This window comes from Streptomyces atratus (genome assembly GCF_900119365.1).
Lineage (GTDB): Bacteria > Actinomycetota > Actinomycetes > Streptomycetales > Streptomycetaceae > Streptomyces > Streptomyces atratus_B.
The window spans coordinates 13,571-29,344 of record NZ_FPJO01000029.1 but is presented as its reverse complement, the minus strand read 5'-3'; the positions used below and the strand labels follow the sequence as shown (position 1 = coordinate 29,344).

At 73.4% G+C, this 15,774-nt stretch carries 14 protein-coding genes; 10 read left to right on the top strand and 4 right to left on the bottom strand.

The window, feature by feature from the left end; translation table 11 throughout:
* The first annotated feature begins 68 nt into the window (after positions 1–68).
* Positions 69–332, top strand: coding sequence for an acyl carrier protein (locus BT364_RS32300; protein WP_072488764.1), 264 nt, complete (start codon positions 69–71; stop codon positions 330–332).
* Positions 333–351: 19 nt separating this feature from the next.
* The gene (locus tag BT364_RS32295; RefSeq protein ID WP_072488763.1) at positions 352–1,584 is read left to right on the top strand and encodes an FAD-dependent monooxygenase; all 1,233 of its coding nucleotides are present in this window, start codon (positions 352–354) and stop codon (positions 1,582–1,584) included.
* Positions 1,585–1,718: 134 nt separating this feature from the next.
* On the opposite strand, the gene BT364_RS32290 is transcribed toward BT364_RS32295, so the two are convergent.
* A complete protein-coding gene (locus BT364_RS32290) occupies positions 1,719–2,336 on the bottom strand; it encodes a hypothetical protein (protein WP_072488762.1) in 618 nt (205 codons plus the stop codon).
* 241 nt (positions 2,337–2,577) lie between these two features.
* On the opposite strand from BT364_RS32290, the gene BT364_RS32285 reads away from it, so the two are divergent.
* Positions 2,578–2,898, top strand: coding sequence for a Uma2 family endonuclease (locus tag BT364_RS32285; protein WP_256260310.1), 321 nt, complete (start codon positions 2,578–2,580; stop codon positions 2,896–2,898).
* Positions 2,899–3,003: 105 nt separating this feature from the next.
* Here BT364_RS32285 and BT364_RS32280 read toward each other — a convergent pair whose 3' ends face one another.
* A complete protein-coding gene (locus BT364_RS32280) occupies positions 3,004–3,474 on the bottom strand; it encodes a nuclear transport factor 2 family protein (RefSeq protein WP_072488761.1) in 471 nt (156 codons plus the stop codon).
* Positions 3,475–3,605: 131 nt separating this feature from the next.
* Between BT364_RS32280 and BT364_RS32275 the strand changes: the two genes are divergently transcribed.
* The 7 genes from BT364_RS32275 (at position 3,606) to BT364_RS39485 (ending at position 12,453) form a co-directional block, all read left to right on the top strand.
* Complete coding sequence (locus BT364_RS32275) at positions 3,606–5,210, top strand: class I adenylate-forming enzyme family protein (protein WP_072488760.1); 1,605 nt, start codon at positions 3,606–3,608, stop codon at positions 5,208–5,210.
* Positions 5,207–6,931 (top strand): FAD-dependent oxidoreductase, encoded by a 1,725-nt coding sequence (locus tag BT364_RS32270; protein ID WP_256260309.1) that lies wholly within the window; start codon positions 5,207–5,209, stop codon positions 6,929–6,931. Before BT364_RS32275 ends, BT364_RS32270 begins: the two co-directional genes overlap by 4 nt.
* On the top strand, positions 6,928–7,737 hold the full coding sequence (locus tag BT364_RS32265; protein ID WP_072488759.1) for an SDR family NAD(P)-dependent oxidoreductase: 810 nt from the start codon (positions 6,928–6,930) through the stop codon (positions 7,735–7,737). The genes BT364_RS32270 and BT364_RS32265 overlap by 4 nt, the downstream gene beginning before the upstream one ends.
* Before the next feature lie 17 nt (positions 7,738–7,754).
* Entirely contained in the window at positions 7,755–8,729 is a 975-nt protein-coding gene (locus BT364_RS32260) for an aromatase/cyclase (RefSeq protein ID WP_072488808.1), read from the top strand.
* A gap of 45 nt (positions 8,730–8,774) precedes the next feature.
* On the top strand, positions 8,775–9,731 hold the full coding sequence (locus BT364_RS32255) for an aromatase/cyclase (RefSeq protein WP_072488758.1): 957 nt from the start codon (positions 8,775–8,777) through the stop codon (positions 9,729–9,731).
* A gap of 161 nt (positions 9,732–9,892) precedes the next feature.
* Positions 9,893–11,944: a condensation domain-containing protein gene (locus tag BT364_RS32250; protein WP_072488757.1), complete on the top strand. Its 2,052-nt coding sequence runs from the start codon at positions 9,893–9,895 to the stop codon at positions 11,942–11,944.
* 62 nt (positions 11,945–12,006) lie between these two features.
* Positions 12,007–12,453: a UTRA domain-containing protein gene (locus BT364_RS39485; RefSeq protein WP_079179741.1), complete on the top strand. Its 447-nt coding sequence runs from the start codon at positions 12,007–12,009 to the stop codon at positions 12,451–12,453.
* A gap of 27 nt (positions 12,454–12,480) precedes the next feature.
* Here BT364_RS39485 and BT364_RS32235 read toward each other — a convergent pair whose 3' ends face one another.
* Positions 12,481–15,114: a helix-turn-helix transcriptional regulator gene (locus BT364_RS32235; protein WP_072488756.1), complete on the bottom strand. Its 2,634-nt coding sequence runs from the start codon at positions 15,112–15,114 to the stop codon at positions 12,481–12,483.
* A 101-nt stretch (positions 15,115–15,215) separates the two neighbouring features.
* Positions 15,216–15,500, bottom strand: coding sequence for a PqqD family peptide modification chaperone (locus tag BT364_RS32230; protein WP_072488807.1), 285 nt, complete (start codon positions 15,498–15,500; stop codon positions 15,216–15,218).
* Positions 15,501–15,774: the final 274 nt, after the last annotated feature.

The window sequence follows — 15,774 nt, the reverse complement described above, 5'->3', positions numbered from 1 at the left end:
ACCGCCGCCTCAGCGACGCGCACCCAGGAACCACCGAAGAACCCCACGGCCGAGGAGAAGAGGCACCCATGGACCGGCTCGGACTCAGTGACCTGACCCGCATCCTGCGCGAGTGCGCGGGTGAGGAGGAGGGCGTCGACCTCGACGGCGACGTCCTCGACCTGAACTGGATGGAGCTCGGCTACGACTCCCTCGCCTTCCTGCAGACCGTCGGCCACATCGAGCGGGAGTACGGGGTACTCCTCGACGAGGAGGCGCTGGACGAGGCCGACACCCCGCGGCTGTTCCTGACGATGGTCAACGAGGCGCTCGCCGCCAGTGCCGCGGTCTGAGCGGACGACCGGCGAACCGATGGAAGCGCCCGGGACCGACGTCCGCACGGAAGCGGCCGAGACCGACGTCTGCATCGTCGGGGCGGGGCCCGCGGGCCTCGCCCTGGCCCTCATGCTGCTGCGCTCCGGGGTCCAGGTGACGCTCGTCGAGCGTTCCACCGCGCTGCGCCGTACGTTCCACGGCGAGATCCTGCAACCCGGCGGTCAGCGGGTGCTCGACGAACTCGGGGTGCTCGACGCGGCGCGGGCCCGCGGGGCCGCGCCGCTGGGCGGCTTCCAGGTGCTGGAACGGGAGCGGGTGCTCCTGGACATCGACTACTCCCGGCTGCCCGCCCCGTACGACTGCCTACTGGCCCTGCCCCAGCCGCACCTGCTGGACGAACTGCTCGCGGCCTGCCGTCGGCTGCCCGGGTTCACCCTGTTGGAGGGCCACCGGATCGCCGCCCTGCGTGAACGCCGTCCGGGCAGCCCCTGCACCGGCATCTTCGCGAACGGCCCGGACCGTACCCAGGTCAGCATCGAGGCCCGGGTCGTCGTCGGCGCAGACGGGCGGTTCTCGAAGACGCGCGCGCTGGCCGGGATCGACGCGGGGCGCTCCGAGTCCTTCGCGCACGACGTGGCGTGGTTCTCGCTGCGCGCGCCCGGCCGGGAGACCGGACGGGTACGGGTGCACCGCGCGGCCGGCAGCGCCGTACTCGTCCACGACACCCACCCCGACCGGCTGCGCGTCGGCTGGACCCTGCCGCACGGCGGCTGGCGCCAGGCCGCACGGCGCGGGATCGATGACATCCGGGCGGAACTGGCCCGTGCACTGCCGCAGTTCGAGGACCTGCTGCACGACCGGATCAGGTCGATGAGCGACCTCACCCTGCTCGACGTGTTCGCCGCACACGCCCGCGAATGGGTGCGCGACGGGCTCGTCCTCATCGGGGACGCCGCCCATACCCACGGCCCCATCGGCGCCCAGGGCATCAACCTGGCCCTCCAGGACGCGGCCGCCCTGCACCCCGTGCTGCTCGACGCGCTCGCCGCCGGGCAGCCGACCCGCGAACGCCTGGCACCCTATGCCCGGCTGCGCGTCCCGGCCGCGGCATCGGTCCACCGGATGCAGCGCATGCAGGCGAAGGCCATGTTCGGCGGCGGCAACCCCGTCGCCGGCTTCCTGCGCGCCCGCGCCGCGACCCTGGTGACCCACACCCGGCTTGGCGCACTGATCACCCACAAGGTGGCCTTCGGCACCGGATCTCCTTGACCCTGCGCAGCACCAGCAGCACCAGGCGTCAAAAGAACTCTGCGGATCGGAGCAGTCGATCGTCAGCTGCACTGTCATCTCCATGCTCGGAGCATCCCAGTCAGGTCTGACAGACGATCCATTCGCAACCGGCCCTACCTGTGCCGGGTGAAGACTTCGAGGACGCCGGACAGGTCCGCTTCCTTCTCCTTCTCGTCCTCGTATGAACCGTCCTCGTCCCGGATCGCCACGACGGTCTCCGGGGTGAAGTCCTGGCCGAAGCGGTAGATGTCCAGGCAGTAGTCGAAGCCGGACTCGCCGAAGAGGTCCGCGTCCTCGCGGCGGCAGTAATCCGCCAGGCCGTCGGACACGTGCCAGCGCGTGCCGTCGTACCAGAAGACACCGCCTGCGTAGTGAATCGTCCGGCCCGTCGCGGAGTCCGTGAGGTTCAGCGACTCGTAGTTCTCGGGACGGTCGCGAACCAGGGCGACGAGGGACTCGGGGACGCCCTCGTAGAAGGACTCCTGAAGGGCGAAATCCTCCTCGGCGTACAGATTCAGCGCCGACTCGTGGTCGAACGTCAGCAGCAGCACGCGGCCGTCCTCCGCGAAGTACCAGACCGCGGACTGGCCGCCGCCGTCGTTCCAGGCCAGACGGCGTGCGCCGGTCATCGTCACCGGTTCGACCCCGGCGAGGTCGTCCATGACGGCCGCGCGGCGCCGCACTTCCGGGAGGGGTGTCGCTGCCAGGGCATCCCATATCGCGTTACTCATTCCCGCAGGCTATCCACCGCCTACGACAAGGCCGTCACCAACTACCTCGCCGCCCTCCACGTCTCCGCCCCCCAATTGCCGGTCGGTCCTAGGAGCGCTGGGGCCGGGGCCCCGCGACGGCGATCCCGACCTGCTTCCGCGGGACCGACGATCACCGCCGTAGAGCCTGCCAGGAGACACCCGGCACCGGTCCGGGTCGCACTGGCAGTGCCGTGCGGATGAGGAGGTGGAGGTGGAGGGAATGAGCGTTGCAACCGATCACACCGGGCCGTGGACCGTCGCCGACGTCCTCGCGCTGCCGGAGGACCGCAGTGTCCGGTACGAGCTGCTGGGGGAGTCCCTGGTGATGTCCCCCGCCCCCGGCCTGCGCCACCAGCGTGCGTCCTTCCGGCTCCACGCGGCCCTGGACACCGCGGCCCGCGCCGTCGGCGCACCGGTCGAGATTCTGGAAGCCATCAACGTGACCCTGCCGTCCGGCCGATGGACCGGAAGTTCAAGCCCATGCTCTACCCGCAGCCGCCCCTGCCCGGCTGTGGTCGGGCAGGGGCGTAGCGGGTCATGAGCGGCGGCGGTCCGGCGGCAGACCGAATACAGCCGGGCTCGGTGATGCCGCCGGGGCCGGTGGGCCCGATCGGGCCACGGTCGACCTGCGCCCCGGCCGCCCGGGTCACGCCAGGTCGTCGCGCGTCACGAGCCGGTGGACGACCCGCCAGTCCCCGCGCGAGCGCGCGAGGGTGTCCGCCATGACGCACACCCGGTGCACCCGCGCCTCCCCGCCCTTCGGGGTCAGGTACACCAGCGCGTACGCACGGGTGCGCAACGTCCCGTTGGGCTGCGGCTGCACATCGATCATGCCCAGCCAGTGGCGCAGCTGCTCACCGCTGCGCGCCTGGGCCTCCGCGTTGCGCCGCACGTTCGCGGCGAGCTCCTCCCGGCCCCGTACCGGCTGCGGCAGCGTCGGTACGTCGAACACGGCGTCCGGGGTGAACGTGCCCGCCCACTCCTGCGCGGCGAAGGAGTCGAACAGCTGCATCTGGTGGGCGTAGAACTGCTGGACCTCCGCATACAGCAGGCCGAACTGGCCGGGCTGCTGCTCCGGCCGGCTCACATGGTGCCGCTCGGCGGCGAGCACGGTCATGGGCTGACTCCGTTCCGTCGGTTCCGGACAGCTTCTGCCCCGAAGATCGAGCGGCCTTCGAAGATTCCTCAAGCGCCCCCGCCAAGGCTTTCGAAGCGTTCGCTCGCTTCGGGAGCCAGGAGGACAGCACCATGCCGACGTTCGTGTACCCGAGAATCCCGCTGGACGGCCTGCTGCGGCAGGCCGCGGTACGCGACCCGGCGGGCTGCGCCCTGCGCACGGCCGCCGGCCCGGTCACCTTCGCGGAACTCGACGACCGGGCCGACCGTTTCGCCGCCTACCTCGAACACACCCTCGGCCGCCGCGGCGCGCGCGTCGGCGTGGCCAACACCCTCGACGCGGTCTTCCCCGCCGCGTACTACGGCACGGCGCGCAGCGGGAACACGGTCGTGCTGGTCAATCCGCTGATCAGGGCGGAGGGCCTGGCGCACGTCCTGACCGCGGCGGCCGTCGAGGTGGCGTTCGTGCCCACGGCCGCCGCCGAGCTGCTGGTGAAACTGGCCGACCGGCTGCCCGCCCTGCGCACCGTCGTCGTCACCGACGCGCCCGAGGGGATCGTGCCTTCCGACGCCGTGCCGCTCCAGGTCGCGCTGGACTCCGTACCCGGCCGGCCGGCCCTGCCCCCCGGCGACACCGAACTGGACGCGGACGTCTGCGTCCAGTTCACGACCGGCACCACCGGACGGCCCAAGGGCGTCCGGCTCAGCCACCGCAATCTGGTCGCCAACGCCGCCCAGACCGCCGCCGCCCACCACCTCGGCAGCGACTCCGTCACCCTCAACCACCTGCCGCTCTACCACGTCATGCACCTCAACTCGGCGATGTACGCGGGCGCCGAGCAGGTGCTGTGCGCCGACCCCGACCCATGGGCCTCGCTGCGGCACGCGGCTCGGGCCGGGGCCACCCACTACTACGGGCTGCCGGCGCGCCTGCACCGCCTGGCCAGGGACGAGCGGCTCCTCGCGGACGGTGGAGGGGCGCCCGGCGGGGCGCGGCTGACGGTCGTACTGTCCGGCGGCACCGCACTCGCGCCCCCGGCCGCCCGGGTGCTGAGCGAGCACATCGGCGTACCCGTCGTGCAGGGGTACGGGATGGCCGAGCTCTCCCCGCTCTCCCACTGCCAGAGCCCGCACGGGCCGGGGGCGGCGGGTGTGGTTGGTGGGGTTGGTGGGGTGGCGCCTGGGACCGAGTGCCGGATCGTGCACCTCGACACCCGCCAGGTGCTGGGCACCCACGCCACCGGAGAGGTGCAGATCCGAGGGCCGCAGGTGATGGCCGGGTACCTGGACGCCCCGGGGCCGGCGCCCGTGGACGCCGACGGGTGGTTCTCCACCGGGGACGTCGGCCACCTGAACGAGGACGGGCAGCTGTTCCTCGTCGACCGGCTCGGCGACGTCTTCAAGCACGACAACGAACTCGTCTCGCCCAGCGCCGTCGAAGCGGTCCTCGGAGAGGATCCCCGGGTCACCGACTGCATCGCCGCCGGCTGGCCCGACGACGTCCACGGAGCGGTGGTCTGGACGGGCATCGTGCTGCGCGACCCGGCCGCTGCCCCCGGCCTGACCGCGGTGCTCGACTCCATCGTCGAGCGGGCCAACGAACGCCTCGCACCGTACGAACGGATCCGCCGCGCCGAAGTGCTCGACGCGGTGCCGCGCACCCCCGTCGGCAAGCCGGAACGGCGCGCGCTGCGCCGGCAGCTCAGCACCCGTGCAGCCGAGGAGGCCGCCGTATGAACCGCATGGACCGTGTACTCGTCGTGGGCGCCGGCCCGGTGGGGCTGACCGCCGCCCACGAACTGGCCCGCCGGGGCCTGCGCGTACGGCTGGTCGACGCGGCTCCCGGGCCCGCGACCACCAGCAGGGCGGTCGCGGTGCACCCGCGCACGCTGGAGACCTTCGATCAGATGGGAGTGGTGGAGCCGGTACTCGAACGCGGGCGCCACAACCGGGCGTTCACGATGTACGCCGGGGGAAGCCGCCTGGTCCGGCTGAACGCCGACTACCGGACCATGCCGACCCGCTACCCGTACACCGTCATCATCGAGCAGACCCGCACCGAGGAGGTGCTGCGCGCGGCGGTGGCCCGGCTCGGCGTCACCGTCGAATGGGGCGTCCGGCTCACCGGCATCGCCCAGGACCGGCACGGCGTCCGGGCGAGCCTGGAGCACGCCGACGGCAGCACCGAGGAGTACGACGTCCCGTGGCTGGTCGGCTGCGACGGCGGCCACAGCACCGTACGCAAGGAACTGCGGCTGCCCCTGATCGGTGAGTCCAGCGAGACCTGGGAACTCGCCGACACGACGGTCACCACCGAACTCCCGCAGGACAGCATCTACTGGGTGCACACCGGCGGGCAGGCCCTGATGATGGTCCCCTACCAGGACGAGGGACGCTGGCGGCTGCTCGACACCGCGCCCCGCCCCGGTGCCGACCCCGCGCAGGCAGCCGCCCGCTTCGGCGCCAAACTCAGCGCCGGCCTCGGCCACCGGGTGACCGTCGGCGCACCCGACTGGTCCTCCGTCTTCACCTTCCAGCAGCGCATGGTGCCGCGCATGCAGGACGGCCGCTGCTTCGTCGCCGGGGACGCCGCCCACGTACACAGCCCCGCCTCCGGGCAGGGCATGAACACCGGCATCCAGGAGGCCTACAACCTGGCCTGGAAACTCGCCATGGTGGCCCAGGGCCAGGCCGGCCGCGAACTGCTCAGCACCTACGACGAGGAGCGCGTCCCCATCGGCAGGGCGCTGCTCGGCTCCACCCGCACGGCGACCTTCCTGGTCCAGTTCAAGAACACCCTGGCCGGCGTCATGCTGCCGGTCGTCTTCGGCGTCGTGCGCCGGGTGCCGCCGCTGCGCCGGGCCATCCAGCGCAAGGTGCTCGGCGGACTGTCCGGACTGCGGATCGGCTATCGGCACAGCTCGCTCACCACCACCGGATCCGGCCGGGGAATCCCCCCGGGCACCCGGGCCGCGGCGGCCGTCGCCGCACGGCAGCCCGGTGACCCCGGGGCGGAGGAGCTGCGCGCCGAACTGCGCGACACCCGGTGGACCCTGCTGTACGCGGCGGGCGGGGGACCGGAAGCGGACCTGGTCGCGGCGGACGCGGCCACCGGGTACGCGCGCTGGCTCTCCGTACGGACGATGCGTGCGGCGGGCGACGCCACCGGCCCCGATCCGCTGGACGACCCGCGCGGGCGGCTGCGCCGGGCAATGGGCCTGGACGCGGGTGGCTGGCTGCTGATCCGCCCCGACGGCTATGTCGCGAGCGGCGGCGCCCGGCTGACCCGGCACGGACTGGAGCGGGCCCTGTCCCCGCTCGGCTCCCCGGTCCGGTCCGGGCGTGAGGCCCCGGACCGGGTCCGTACGCGGCGCGGTCTCCAGCACTCGTCCGGCGTTCCTCAAGCGGTTCCGGACACGGTCGAGGCCACGACCCAAGAACTGGAGGCACCCCGATGACGGCATCGACGGCGGCACCCGAGAGCCCGGTGGCGCTGGTCACCGGCGCCACGAGCGGCATCGGCCTGGCGGTGGCCAGGGACCTGGCCACCCGCGGACACCGGGTGTTCCTGTGCGCCCGCACCGCCGAGACGGTCGAGGAGACCGTCGGAAAGCTGCGCGCCGAAGGCCTGGAGGTGTCCGGCACCGCCGCCGACGTGCGCTCCAAGGAGCAGGTGCGGTTCCTGGTCGCGGCGGCCGTCGCGACCTACGGGCCGATCACGGTCCTGGTCAACAACGCCGGTCGCAGCGGCGGCGGTCCGACCGCCGACATCAGCGACGAGCTCTGGTACGACGTCATCGACACCAATCTCAACAGCGTCTTCCTGCTCACCCGCGAGGTGCTCAAGCACGGCGGGCTGACCGAGGCAGCGGCGGCGGGCGGCCACGGACGGATCATCAACATCGCCTCCACGGCGGGCAAGCAGGGCGTACTGCTGGGCGCCCCCTACTCGGCCTCCAAGCACGCCGTCGTCGGCTTCACCAAGGCGCTGGGCAAGGAGCTCGCCCCGGCCGGGGTCACCGTCAACGCGGTCTGCCCCGGGTACGTCGAGACGCCGATGGCGGAGCGGGTGCGGGCCGGTTACGCGGCCGCCTGGAACACCACGGACGAGGAGGTGCTGGAGCGGTTCGAGGCGAAGATCCCCCTCGGGCGCTACTCGACACCGCAGGAGGTGGCGGGGCTGGTCGGCTATCTGACGACGGACCTCGCCGCGTCGATCACGGCCCAGGCGCTCAACGTCTGCGGCGGACTGGGCAACTTCTGATGAGCGGGAGGCCGATGATGACGGACGAGCGCACGGCGCACGGCGAGCGGATCCACCGCACGGTCCACGAGACCGAGGTGGCGGCACCCGCGGGAGTGGTCTACGGGCTTATCGCGGACGCGACCCAGTGGCCGCTGTACTTCCCGCCGAACGTGCACGTGGACCGGCTGGAGTTCGACGGCACGCACGAGCGCCTGCGCATGTGGGCGACGGCGAACGGCCGGGTGAAGACCTGGACGTCCCACCGCGTACTGGACGCGGTGGCCCGGCGGATCGAGTTCCACCAGGAGATTCCGGCGGCCCCGCTGTCGACGATGACCGGCACCTGGATCGTCGAACCGCTGGGGACCGGGACCTCGCGGCTGACCCTGCTCCACGACTTCTCCGTGACCGACGACCGGGCGGACCATGTCGCCTGGGTGGAGCGGGCCACCGACACCAACAGCCGGGCCGAACTCGCCGGTATCGCGGCCCTGGCCCGGCAGTGGGCGCGGCTGGACTCGCTCGTGCTGTCCTTCGAGGACTCGGTGACGGTCGACGCCCCGCCGGAGCCCGTGTACGCGTTCCTGGAGCAGGCCGGGCGGTGGCCCGACCGGCTGCCGCACGTCTCGCGCCTCGACCTCACCGAGGAGCCGGCCGGCGTCCAGATCATGTCGATGGAGACGCTCACCGCCGACGGCTCCTCCCACACCACCGAGTCGGTGCGGGTCTGCTTCCCCTGCGCCGGCCGGATCGTCTACAAGCAGACCCTCACCCCGGCCCTCATGTCGGCCCACACAGGTGTCTGGACGGTGGAGCCCGGCCCCGCGGGGACCACCGTCGCCACCTCGCGGCACAGCGTCGTCCTCCGGGAGGAGGCGGTGGAACGGGTCCTGGGCGCGGGCGCGGACCTCGCCCGGGCCCGGCGTTACGTACGCGAGGCGCTCGGCCGCAACAGCACGGCGACCCTGACCCACGCCAAGCGGTACGCGGAGTCTCCAGTGGTCCTCTAGCGACTGCGGACAGCATCTGTAAGGGATCCAGAGAGGGTATGGACGATGGCCGTCGAGCGAGTGCACCGCGCGCAGTACGCGGTCGATGTGGCAGCGCCGGCCGGCGTTGTCTACGGGTTGATCGCGGACACGACGCAGTGGCCGTTGTTCGTGCCGGCGAGCATCCATGTGGAGCGGCTGGACTTCGACGGCTCCCAGGACCGCTTCCACATGTGGGTCCTGGCCAACGGCACGGTACGGTCCTGGCTTTCGCACCGCACGCTGGACGCGGCCCGCCGCCGCATCGAGTTCCGGCAGGAGACGCCCGCGGAGCCGGTCAGCTCGATGGGCGGCAGCTGGACCGTCGAGCCGCTCGGCACCGGCCGCTGCCGGCTGCGCCTGGAACACGACTTCACCGTCGCCCGGAACCGCCCCTCGGACGTCGCCTGGGTCCAGCGGGCCACCGACACCAACAGCCGGACGGAACTGGAGCGGCTGCGGGAGACCGCGGAGCGCTGGAACCGCCTGGACGACCTCCTGCTGACCTTCGAGGACTCCGTACGCATCCACGGCCCGGCCGAGCTGGTCTACGACTTCCTGTACCGGATCGCCGACTGGCCGCACCTCATGCCGCACGTGACCCGGGCCGACGTGACCGAGCTGCGGCCCGGCGTCCAGCTCACCGGCGTGGACATCCTCTCGGCCGACGGGGCGACCCACACCGCGGAGGCGGTACGCGTGTGCTTCCCGCACTCCGGCCGGATCCTGTGGAAGCACACGCTTCCCTCTCCGCTCGCCGACGCCCACACCGGCGAATGGTCGGTGATCCCCGACGAGCGGGGCATCCAGGTGATCGCCCGGCACAGCGTTCTGCTGCGCGAGGCGGGCATCGAGGAGGTCCTCGGGGCCGGAGCGGACCTCGCGCGGGCGCGCGCCCATGTCCGCGAGACAGCGGGGCGGTTCAGCCTCGCCACCCTGGAGCTCGCCGGACAGCACGCCGAGACGGCCGTCCGGACCCTCTGAGCACCACGTCAGCGCCGCGTCAGCGATACGTGGGCGGGTGTGTGCACACTTCGTGTCCTCCGGGGCCGGAGCGGTGCGGGGGCGGTGCGTGCGCACCCGTGTCCTCCTGAGCCGGATCCGACGCGCCGGGGCGCGGGCACCATCGGAGACAGGAGGACCGGATGACCGGCAGCATGACCGTCGTCATCTCCTCCGGCATGCCTCCCGCGCTCGAACTGCGCGGCCCCCTCGACCCGGTGGCGCTGGCCCGGGCAATGGCCGCGCTGCCCGGGTGCGCATCCACCCTGCACCGGCACACGGCGACCCACCACACCCTGTACCTCGCCCCGCGCCACCAGCCCGCAGGCACCCTCGGGGACCTGCTCACGGCGTTCACGGGCCCGCTCGGAACCGCGGACGCGGCGGGCACACCGGTCCTCGCGCCACTTCCGGAAGCGGCGGAGCTCCCGGTGCCGGGGAAGCCCGGCCACCCTGTCGCCGTCTTCCCGGCATCACCCCGGCAGCGGGAGATCCTCCTCGACCTGATGACCGCCGCCCCCGGCACCGCCCCGCACGTCGAGCAGCAGCACTGGCGTTGGTACGGCCCGCTCGACACCGGGCGCTACCGGGCCGCCTGGGCGTCGGTCGCCGACCGCGAGGCGGTGCTGCGCGGGGCCTTCGCGGAGCCGGGCGCGGCCGGTGGCCCGGCGATCGCGGTGCACCCGCGGGTCACCCCGGACGTGGTCCGGCACCCCTACGGCTCCGCCGACCGGCAGGCGCTGCTCGGGAGCGAGCGCCTGCGTCCCTTCGACCTGCACCGGCCCGGTCCGCTGCGCGTCCTGCTCGTCGACGAACAGCCGGGCCCGGCCGGGCCGGTACGGGTTGTCGTCACGTACCACCATGCCTTCCTCGACGGGCACAGCGTGCGCATGCTGCTGCGTGCCGTGCACCGCGCCTACCTCGCCGACGCTCCGCCGGCCGGTGGGCAGCGCCGACCCGATCTGCGCGACCACCTCGACTGGCTGGGCCGCCAGGACACCGCCCCGGCCCGCGCGTTCTGGTCCCGGGCCGCCCCGCCGGCCGGCGCCACCACTCTTCCCGCCCGGCCGTCCGGCATCCCGGACCGGCCGGGCCACGGGCGTACCGTTCAGCGGCTGACGCCCCATGAGGCGGTCCGGCTGCGCGACTGGGCCGGTGGCAGCGGCGTCACCGAGTGCACCGCGCTGCACGCGGCCTGGGCGCTGCTGCTGTACCGGGCGTCCGGCAAAGACGGCCCCGCCCCGGTCGCCTTCGGCATGACCGTCTCCGGCCGCGGCATCCTCCTCGACGGTGCCGCCCTGCTGCCCGGACCGCTGCGCAATCCGCTGCCCCTGAGCGCCGAGGTGGACCCGGCCATGCCGCTGGCGCGGTTGCTGGCCGAATTCGGCGACCGGGCCATGGACATGGCCGCGTACGAATGGGTCTCCGAGGGCCAGGTGCACGCCTGGAGCGGCCGGCCCGCCGAGGACCGGCTCACCGGGACGGTGATCGCCTTCGAGCCACCGGCCACCGGGGACCCGCTGCGTGAGGAGTTCGAAGCCCAGGGCATCCGGCTGACTCCGCCCGAGACGGTGGCGGCCGACACCGGGGTGCCGCTTTCCCTGACCGCCCACCACGACGCCGACGGCGGCCTGGTGCTGACGGCGGTGAACGACCGTACGCGTCTGGCCGACACCGACGCGGCGACGGCCCTCGCCCAGACCGCCCTGCTGCTGCGGGAGTTCCCCGGGTTCGTGGCGGCCGGCACACCGGTCGCCGACGCCTTGGCCCTGCTCGGTCCCGCCGCGCCCGCCCGGACGCACCGCCCCGACGCGGGGCCGGGGCCCGTAGTGCTGCGACCGGCCGCCCGGCCCGGCGCGGGCACCGTCCTGCTCGTACCGCCGCCGGACGCCCCGGCGGGCTGTTACGACGAGCTGGCCCGTGTCTACCCGGGTCCGCAGACCCTGCTCACCGTGGACGGGGCGGTGGACGCGGCGGGCTGCCTGACCGCCCTGCGCCCCGCCCTCGCGGCGGCCGAACCGGTGACGTTCGGCTGCTATTCGGGCGGCGGCGCTCTCGCCTACGAGGTCGCCCAGCACATCGGCAGGCACGGCTGGCTGCCGCCGCCGGTGGCCATCGCAGGCACCGCCGCGGCCACCGAAGCCTGCGCGGCCGCCCTCTCCCGCACCCTCGCCGCGGTGGCCGGCACCCGCTGACCGACGGCCCCGGGGCGTGTCCGCGAGGTCCGGCAGCGACGGCGTCAGTGCGCGACCGCGCTGTGCCCGCAGCGGAACAGCGGTTCGGCGGTGTCGAACGGGACGTCCTCGCGGGAGTCCTCGACGGCCCGCATGGAGGAAGGGAGGTCGAAGGGAAGTCCTCCCCCGGCCGCCGCCCGGTCGAAGGCCACATCGAGGACGATGTCGTCGTCGGCGCCGAAGCTGCCCAGGAGCAGGGCCGCCTCGGTGGCGAGCCCGGTGAGGACGTCGTCCGTATCCTGGCCCGGAGCGCCGGCATCGTCCTGGAATACGACTGGCGGGCCTTCAGCGCCATCGGAGCCGACATCGGCGACGCCGACCTGCTCGGCGTCCCGGCGGGCACCCCGCTCCTCGTCCGCGAAGGCGTGAGCTGCACCCCGGACGGAGAGCCCGTGCTGTTCGTACGGCGCCGCATCAACGGCGAACGCGCCCGCTTCGTCCTCAACTTCCGCCCGGACGGGGAGGGCTGAGGGACGAAGCGGGCGGCGTTCTGTTCCTCAGGTGCGGACCGGGGCGCCCTCGGCGAGCTCCAGATCGAGCGGGAGATCGCCCCGGGAAGTGATCCGGAGCTTGCGGTAGACCCGCGTCAGATGCTGCTCGACCGTGCTCACCGTCAGGAAGAGCCGGGCCGAGATCTCCCGGTTGGTCAGACCCTGCGCGGCCAGCGTGGCCACACGCTGCTCGGAACCGCTCAGCCGGGCCGGGGCGGTACCGGGCCGGTCCTTGTCCGCCTTCCCGGCCCGGGACGTCCGTGCCTCCGGCGTGGCCGCGGCGGCGCCCGGCGCCGTCGCCAGCGGCGCGTCCGGGAGGATCTCCTGGCACAGCGGTGCCGCGCCCGTGTCCTTCGCGAGCTGCCACGCCGAACGGACCATCACGCAGCCCTTCGACGAGGAGCCGTTCTCCTGGAGCGCCCGGCCCAGATCCGCCATCGCACGGGCCGTCTCCACCCGGTCGCCGGAGCGGTGCAGCTCGTCGATCGCCTGGGCCAGGACCGTCGGCCGCCGCTGGGAGTTCCCGGCCAGCGCCCGCATGCGCAGGGCCAGACCGCGTACGTGCGGGCGCTGCGCGTCGGACATCGCGAGCTGACGCAGGGCGAACTGCTCCGCCCGGTGGTCCTCCCCGAGGCACAGCAGAGCCCGCGCCGCATCCGTACGCCAGGGCAGGAACGCCGGCCGGTCCACCCCCCAGCTCTCCATCAGCCGGCCGATCTCCAGGAAGTCGGCCAATGCCGCGTGCGGCTGATGGACCGCCAGGTGGTGCAGTCCGCGGGCGCGCAGATACGCCAGTCCGTGCAGGCTCATCAGCTGCCGTCGCGGCAGCTGCCGCTCGGTCAGGCGCGAGGCCTCGGTGTACTGGCCCATCGCCGTGCACGCGCGGACGAGCACCGCCGTCGGCGCGCACGAGAAGGTTCCGTGGCCCTGCGCGGGGAGCACCGCGAGGGCAGCCGTCGCACGGGTGTGGGCGCCGCGCAGATCGCCGAGCCGCAGCAGGGACTCGGCGTGCAGCGTCCCGAACACGGAGCTCCAGCCCGGAGCCTGGCAGCGGTCCGCCTCGTCGAGCAGCTTGCGGCTCCACCGCACCGCCAGGTCCGGCTGCTCGGAGCACAGGAGCGAGGTCACGGCCTGGGCGAGCGGCGCGAGCGTGGCATCCGTCAGCCGGGCCGACCGCAACAGCCGTTCCGCGGCACCGGGGGAGGTGTCGACCATCGCGTCCAGGGGCGTGGCACCGGCCTCGCCGGCGCCGGTGCCAAGGATCAGCTCCGCCGCGTCGGAGACCCGTCCCTGGGCCAGCAGCAGCCCGGCCAGCGGCTGTTCGTGCCCGGTGGCCGGCCGGCCGGAGCGCACCGTCTCCAGCAGGTCGTCCACGCGCCGTTCGGCGGCGGCCGGGTCGAAGCGTGCCGTGATCTGGGCCAGCCGGATGCCCAGCGAGGCCCGCACCTGGTCGTCGGCGCCGGTTTCGAGGGCGAGTTCGAGCAGGCGTACCGCCGTCCGGGCCTCGCCCCGCGCGAGGGACTTCTCCGCCGCCTCGCGCAGCACCTCGGCGTCCCACGGTTCGCCCGTCGCCACCTCGCCGTCCGCCGCCGCGATGAGCAGCAGTTCGGCGACCGCCGGGGCCGGCACGCCGTCCTCGTGCAGCACTCGTGCGGTGTGCCGGAGCAGCCTGCCCCGGGTGGCCGGACCGGTCTCCTCCAGCACCGCGTCCCGCACGGCCGGGTGCCGGAACCGTACGCCGTCGAGAAGGCCGGCCGCCCGCAGCGCGGCGAGGCCCCGGGCCGCGGCGGCGCCGCTCAGGTCCGCCGCCCCGGCGACGCGTGCGGGGGAGGCGTGGTCCCCGAGCAGCGCCACGGCGCGGGCCACGGCGGTGGCGACCGGCCCGGCCCGGTGCACACAGGCGACGACCGCCTGCGCGAACGGGCCGCCGGGGGCGGGGAACACCGCCTCGTCGTGCGTGTCCCCGGCCGTGTCCGCGTACTCGTCGGTCAGGGCGCGCAGCAGCAGGGGGTTGCCTCCGCCGATCCGGTGCGCCTCGTCCGCGCCGAGGTCCCCGCAGCCGTCCTGGTCCAGGAACCGGGCCGTCTGTGTACGGGAGAGCGGACCGATCCGGAGCCGGCGGAAGTGGGGCTGGCGCATCAGCTCGGTGGTGAAAAAGGGGTCCTGCGACGGCGCGTGCGGCGAACCCGTGAGGACGACGAGGACCCGGGACCCGCGCGCATGGCGCACCAGGTACTGGAGATGGCGCAGGGATTCGGCGTCGGCATGCTGCACATCGTCGACGCAGAGCAGCACCGGCCGGTCCAGGCTCAGTTCGCACACCCGGTCGCAGAACTCCCGCAGGGCCTCCACCCGCGAGGGCTCACCGCCGGGGCCGTCGTCGGGCAGCCGGAACCCCGTTGCCCGGTGGACGAGCTGCCGCAGCACGCCCCGGGGGAACTGCCGCTCGGCCGATGTGGCGACGGCGGACAGGACCAGGACGCCGGCCTCGGCCGCCCGCTCGGTGACGGTGTCGGCCAGGACGCTTCGGCCGCATCCGGCGGCGCCCTCGATCAGGACGGTGTGGGAGCCGCCCGCCGTGCAGTCCGCGAGCGCCTCGTCCAAGGCGTCGATCACCGATGTCCTGCCGACCAATCGCATACTCGCCCCTGTTGATGAAGGTCCACCCCTAACCGGGACAGGGTGAAGTCTGCGCCTACAGGGGTGGTCGAGCCACCGCTGAGGGCGGGTAGGGGTCGGGTTCAGGGGCAGGGCTCCGCGCACATGAGACCCGCGTCGCGCATTTCCTCGACCCATATGTCGAGATCGGCACGCGCATTCTCGGGCGCGGTATTCCACAATTCCGCGAGCAGCCGCGCGGCGGCACCCGTGTCGCCCTCGTACTGGCGGAGCGCGATCCACATGGCGGTGCCCACCGGACCGCACCGGTAGCGCATTGTTCCCACCGGTGATTCCGCCAGGAGTTCCAGGCGACCGGTGGCGTCCACCGAGGCGACACTCACCCCGGGCATCGGTCGAACACGCACGGACACCTCCAGTGCCGGGATCACCCGGAGACACTTCCTGAGCGTCGGTTCTCTTCAACCGATCGAGGAAGCCTCAAGTTATTTCGGAACTCCCGTCAGATCCATGACGACGGCCGCACTCTGGGGTCGGCGGTCCTCGCACCCCCTACGACGGCGGACCCGGGCGTATGTGGGATAGGGGGGCGTGAGGGGCGTATCCGGCATGTGGTCCGCTGTGCTTCCGGCGCCCGGCCCACGCCCCGGGCCGCCCGTTCGGGGCCGCGCCGGGACGCCA